General features: G+C 60.3%; 4 protein-coding genes. 1 reads left to right on the top strand and 3 read right to left on the bottom strand.

The annotated features are described in order from the left end of the window. The first annotated feature begins 247 nt into the window (after positions 1–247). Positions 248–1,513 carry a M48 family metallopeptidase gene (locus LAP85_29545; protein MBZ5500555.1) on the top strand — a complete coding sequence of 422 codons (1,266 nt, stop codon included), beginning with the start codon at positions 248–250 and terminating at the stop codon, positions 1,511–1,513. Between the two features lie 106 nt (positions 1,514–1,619). Here LAP85_29545 and LAP85_29540 read toward each other — a convergent pair whose 3' ends face one another. From LAP85_29540 to LAP85_29530, 3 genes are read right to left on the bottom strand one after another with little or no spacing between them, the layout of a single operon-like run. Then, positions 1,620–2,339 carry an endonuclease V gene (locus tag LAP85_29540; GenBank protein MBZ5500554.1) on the bottom strand — a complete coding sequence of 240 codons (720 nt, stop codon included), beginning with the start codon at positions 2,337–2,339 and terminating at the stop codon, positions 1,620–1,622. 53 nt (positions 2,340–2,392) lie between these two features. Continuing rightward, positions 2,393–3,526 carry a hypothetical protein gene (locus LAP85_29535; protein ID MBZ5500553.1) on the bottom strand — a complete coding sequence of 378 codons (1,134 nt, stop codon included), beginning with the start codon at positions 3,524–3,526 and terminating at the stop codon, positions 2,393–2,395. Next, on the bottom strand, positions 3,523–4,488 hold the full coding sequence (locus tag LAP85_29530) for a hypothetical protein (protein MBZ5500552.1): 966 nt from the start codon (positions 4,486–4,488) through the stop codon (positions 3,523–3,525). The genes LAP85_29535 and LAP85_29530 overlap by 4 nt, the downstream gene beginning before the upstream one ends. Positions 4,489–4,729 lie beyond the last annotated feature (241 nt).

Here is a 4,729-nt window from a genome sequence, read left to right as displayed (position 1 = left end):
CTTTGATCGCTTCCACCGCTACCTTGGCCTTGAGTGTCCCATCATACCGCTTCCGCTCTCTTTTCATCGCTCGCTCCTCCGAGGCGGCAGCGATTTTACACCTTAATCACCTGTCCAGTTTTTGGGGTACACCATAAGCCCTGCCCGTGGGGTTTCCAGGAGCGGGAAGGCGCATGCGCAATGGGCCGGCTGTCGGACGAGAGATCGCGGCTGGTCAACGTCCGTGCGAGGGGGTGTGCTGACGGACATGAATGTCTATGCCATTGTCGTGCTGGCCACACTGGCCCTCCAGTTTGTTGTGGGGTTGATCACGGAAATCCTGAACCTGAAAGCACTGCGTGATGACCTCCCGGAAGAATTCGCAGGCGTCTACAACGCAGATGCCTACAAGAGATCCCAGGATTACACCAGGGCTCAAACGCGGTTCGGATTTGTCACATCGTTTTTTAGCGTCGCCGTCACCCTGGTGTTCTGGTTTTCCGGCGGCTTTAACTTGCTCGACGGCGTCGTGCGCGGCTGGAACTGGAATCCGATTCTGACCGGGCTGGCTTACATCGGAATTCTGGTGGTCGCCAGGTCGGCCCTGTCACTACCCTTCGGCATCTACCGCACGTTTGGGATTGAAGAGCGATTCGGGTTCAACAGGACTACCGCAAGCACCTATGTTGCCGACATAGCAAAGGCCGCTGTGCTCGGCGCACTGCTGGGGGCGCCGCTGCTGTCGGGGATCCTCGCCCTTTTCCAATACGCGGGCGCCGCGGCCTGGTTGTACTGCTGGCTGGCAACTACGCTCTTCACACTGTTCGTCCAGTTCATTGCGCCGACCTGGATCATGCCGTTATTCAACAAGTTCGAGCCGCTTCCGGAAAGCGAATTGAGACAGGCGATTCTCTCCTACGCCCGTTCGGTGGACTTTTCGCTGAAAAACCTCTTTGTCATGGACGGATCCCGGCGATCCGCCAAAGCCAACGCTTTTTTCACGGGATTCGGCAGGAACAAACGGATCGCGCTGTTTGACACGCTGATCGCAAAGCACTCGGTTCCCGGGCTGGTTGCCATGCTGGCGCACGAAATCGGGCACTATAAGAAAAGGCACATCATTCAGGGATTGGTGCTCAGCATTCTGCACACGGGCGTGTTGTTTTACCTGCTTTCAGTTTTTATCCGGCAAAGGGGTTTGTTTGAAGCTTTCTACCTGGAACAACCTTCGCTCTACGCAGGCCTCGTTATATTCGGCTTGCTCTACGCTCCCCTCGAGATGGTTCTGTCTGTGCTCATCCAGATCCTCTCCCGTCGCAACGAATACGAGGCGGACCGCTACGCCGCCGAGACCACGAGGGACCCCTGCTCCATGATCCAGGCTTTAAAGCTCCTCTCGCTTCACAATCTGTCGAACCTGACCCCTCATCCGCTTTACGTCTTCCTTAACTACTCGCACCCGCCGATCCTAAGGCGCATCGAGGCATTGCGCCAGGTTCCGAGCGGCCCTGTCGCGACGGTGCGAGCGAGCTGAGTCCCGGATCACAAGCTGTTGGTAACAGAAATCCTTCTATTAACGGGGATTGGGCTTGTGCCTGGGCCGCCCGATACGTGTTCAGGGCCGCCTTTGACGTTCCTGTTCAGTCTCCATGCGGGACAATCCCCACGCCTCCTGCACGAGCGCGAGCCTCGCGTGCAGAGCTCCGCGCCTGGCGCAAGGGCTCAGGAGTACGGCAACGCCCGGTCGTGGCCATGACCACGGCGACCGCTGTGTCCAAACGAGTGCGCCAGGCGGGATGCACCACCAGCGGAAGAGTGCCGCGCCGGGTGCACAGCCGGCAGGCGACGACCTCTTCTTCAATATGCAGCGGCGCCGCAGCGCCCCGCTCCCGCGCGGGCCAGGGGCCATCGGCCAGGAGAGGCTGCCGCGTCACGCCGACCGTAGGCAACGAAAGCTTTGCACCCAGATGGACCGCCAGCCCGGCGCGGCGCGGATGGTCGCGGCCCGTTGCGTTGACAAGCAGGACTTCGGGACGCTCCGGAAGTCGCAGCACAGCCTCTTCCAGCAAGGGGCCTTCGCGCAGGGCAAGCAAGCCTGGCTGGTAAGCGGCCGGAGCTTCGCCCCGGGCGACCTCGACCGCACTCAGTCTGCCGTCTACCACCAGCGCTGCAGCAGCCCAGCATGGATCTCCCGCCGCGCCTTTCCCCTCGCGCCCTTTCGGGTGGCAGATCCAGCAACCGGCCACCGCACGCAGCGCGTCGCCGATAACCCATGGCTCCGGGGACACGGTGGCGAGTTTGTGCTGGATCCGGATGAGTTCATCCGGAGTGGCCGGCCACGTTGCGATTTCGAGAGACATATTCACGGCTGCGCCTGTTTGGGTGCGACAGCGGCGTATGGAATCTGCATCGACTAGAAATCGCCGGAGGCGCCGCCGCCGCCGAACTCCCCGCCGCGGCCGCGGAATTGCGGCCTTTCTGTTGCAGGCGGCGAGCCGGGCGTAAGAGTCGCAACACTGGCCAGGATTTCCATCGGCCGGCGCCTCCCGGGATCTTGCCCCAGCGGTTCCGCGGAAAAACCCATACGCTCCCCGGCGGCGCCAGAATTGAGGAAGCGCCGTAATCCTGCGGCAGCAGCTAGAAGCAGGGCCCCCGCGGCACTTAACAAAAGCCACGGAGGTGCGAGGTGATAGTACTGCCTCAGGGTAAGGACAGAGAAAATGGCGAGGACAATTCCCAAATTCAAAAACAGGCGCCGCCTCGCCACGACTCCAAGGAAAAAAACGGCAAGCGGCACGACTGCCGTGAGAGCAATCGAAAGCCATCGGGGAAAGAACTCTGCGTTCCACCTCCAGGAGTCCAGCACGTATCCGGCAACGCCATGGTCAAGTGTGAACACGTTGGCAGCCGCGGATTTCCTGAGCGATGGCGGCAGCCGCGGGGAATTACAGCCCGCGGTCAACGGTCGATACAACGCCAGCAGCCCGACAATCCACAACAGGCGGCCTGCTGGCAGAGTAATCGAGGCATGAAACAACGAGTAAGCGGAGAGCGCGGCGTAAGGCCAGTAGCCCCAAAACCATGCCGCCGCGGCCGAGAGCAGGGCCAGCAGGAACAACAGCAGGGTTGAGGTGTCCTGGTATTGCAGAAAGTCGATCTCGTACAAGAAGATCCCTATACCTACCATCAGATTGAGGATGGCGCCAAGTGACAACGCGGCTTCAATGCCGCCCTGCCTGCGTTTGAGGGGGCCAATGAGGCACCCTGTAGCTGCCGCACTGATCAGGCCGGCCGTCAATGCAAACGCCGCCGCAGCGTAATGGGACCGGACCTGGACGTATACGATTCCCGTCGCAGCCAGTAGGGCGCAGAGCGTCAACACAAAGAACAGGACGCGAAAAGCGAATCCTGTCCGAACCCGATCATCCGGGTACGACTGTTCAATGGCGCGGCGGCCATTTTCGTCAATCCAACCGGCCCGGAACCAGTCCCGCGCCGTCTCGCGCAGCGCCTGCATGCGGTCGGCCCGCGCCAGATCCGGTCTCATACGGGCTCCTTCATCTTCTTCTGTACCTTCCAGAGCCACGCAATCAGGGCCAAAGCGCTCAGGGTGATCCAAAGCAATTCAAGCGTGGAATCGAGGCTGGCCTTGAACACAAGCTGGGCCAGGGCGATGTACACGGCTAGCACCCCGAAGGCAAACAAAGCGAATCGCCGCCCGAGGAAGCAGTACCTGGCCAGCCACAATCCGGACATGGCCAGCAGGACAACATAGGCCATTCCCTTCGCTCCATGCTCCGGACCGCCGGAAACGAGCGCTCCCAGGATCAAAAGCCAGCCCAAATGAACTGCGACCGGCTCAAAGTGAGGTTTCCGCCTGCCGCGAAGCAGATAGCGGCCGAGAAGGACAAAGAGCAGGCCGCAGCCCAGCGCGTTCAGGCGCACAGAGTCGTCGTAGGCATGCCAGAGCGGCTTTTCCAGGAACGAGACAGACAATCCGCGCCAAGCGGCAAAGGTGGAAAGGGCTAGCGAAAAGACTGTCCGCGAATCGTAGCGAGTGGCGGCGCACGCCATCAAAGCCGAAACGATCAGCAGGTGCCACAGCCAGTTCGAGCCGAGCGGAGTAAATTGGACCTCGACGAAGGCAAGATCTGCGGCCCCGAGCAGGACTCCAAGGAGGAGCAGATAGTCAAACTCGAGCGAAGGGGACGGCGCCTCCGCCCAGGAGAACGGCGGCGCGTGCCGCGCCGCCCAACCCAGCAGCGTCAACGCCGCAATTCCAAGAGCGATTGCGATGGCGAGAGGACCGATGTGCTGATAGTTCTGCTGCACCAAGAGCCCGGCGCCGGCGGCAGTCAACAAAACACCAAGGTAAAATAGCAGCCGGATTTCGAGATCGACCGAGACCAACTTGTCTCCGGCAATGCGCAGCAGCAAGGAGGCGCTCTCCACCGGGAGGATCCTGCGACGAACCAGCTCGGGAATAGCCTTGGCAACATCAGGGTTCAAGCATCATACTCCGGAAACCGGCATGATATCATCGACTGGTCATCGCATTCAGAGACATTTTCTGGATCTAATAGGGGATCAATAGGTCAATAGGGGACGCCACCCACTGCTGTCCCACTGAGCAAATTTAGAAATCTAGCAACCCACAGTGTTCCATTGAGTTGCATCAAGAAACGACCGTAATCGATTTGAATTGCGATCTACACTTCGGCCTTCCGACTTTATGCAGAAAGGGGAAGGC

It is taken from the genome of Terriglobia bacterium, from assembly GCA_020072565.1.
Lineage (GTDB): Bacteria > Acidobacteriota > UBA6911 > UBA6911 > UBA6911 > JAFNAG01.
Note: the sequence above shows the minus strand (reverse complement) of the source record. Positions and strands in the feature narration are given on the sequence as shown.

Coding starts and splice junctions, on each gene's coding strand:
- LAP85_29545 (MBZ5500555.1), top strand. CDS start 248: ATGAATGTCTATGCCATTGTCGTGCTGGCCACACTGGCCCTCCAGTTT.
- LAP85_29540 (MBZ5500554.1), bottom strand. CDS start 2,339: ATGTCTCTCGAAATCGCAACGTGGCCGGCCACTCCGGATGAACTCATC.
- LAP85_29535 (MBZ5500553.1), bottom strand. CDS start 3,526: ATGAGACCGGATCTGGCGCGGGCCGACCGCATGCAGGCGCTGCGCGAG.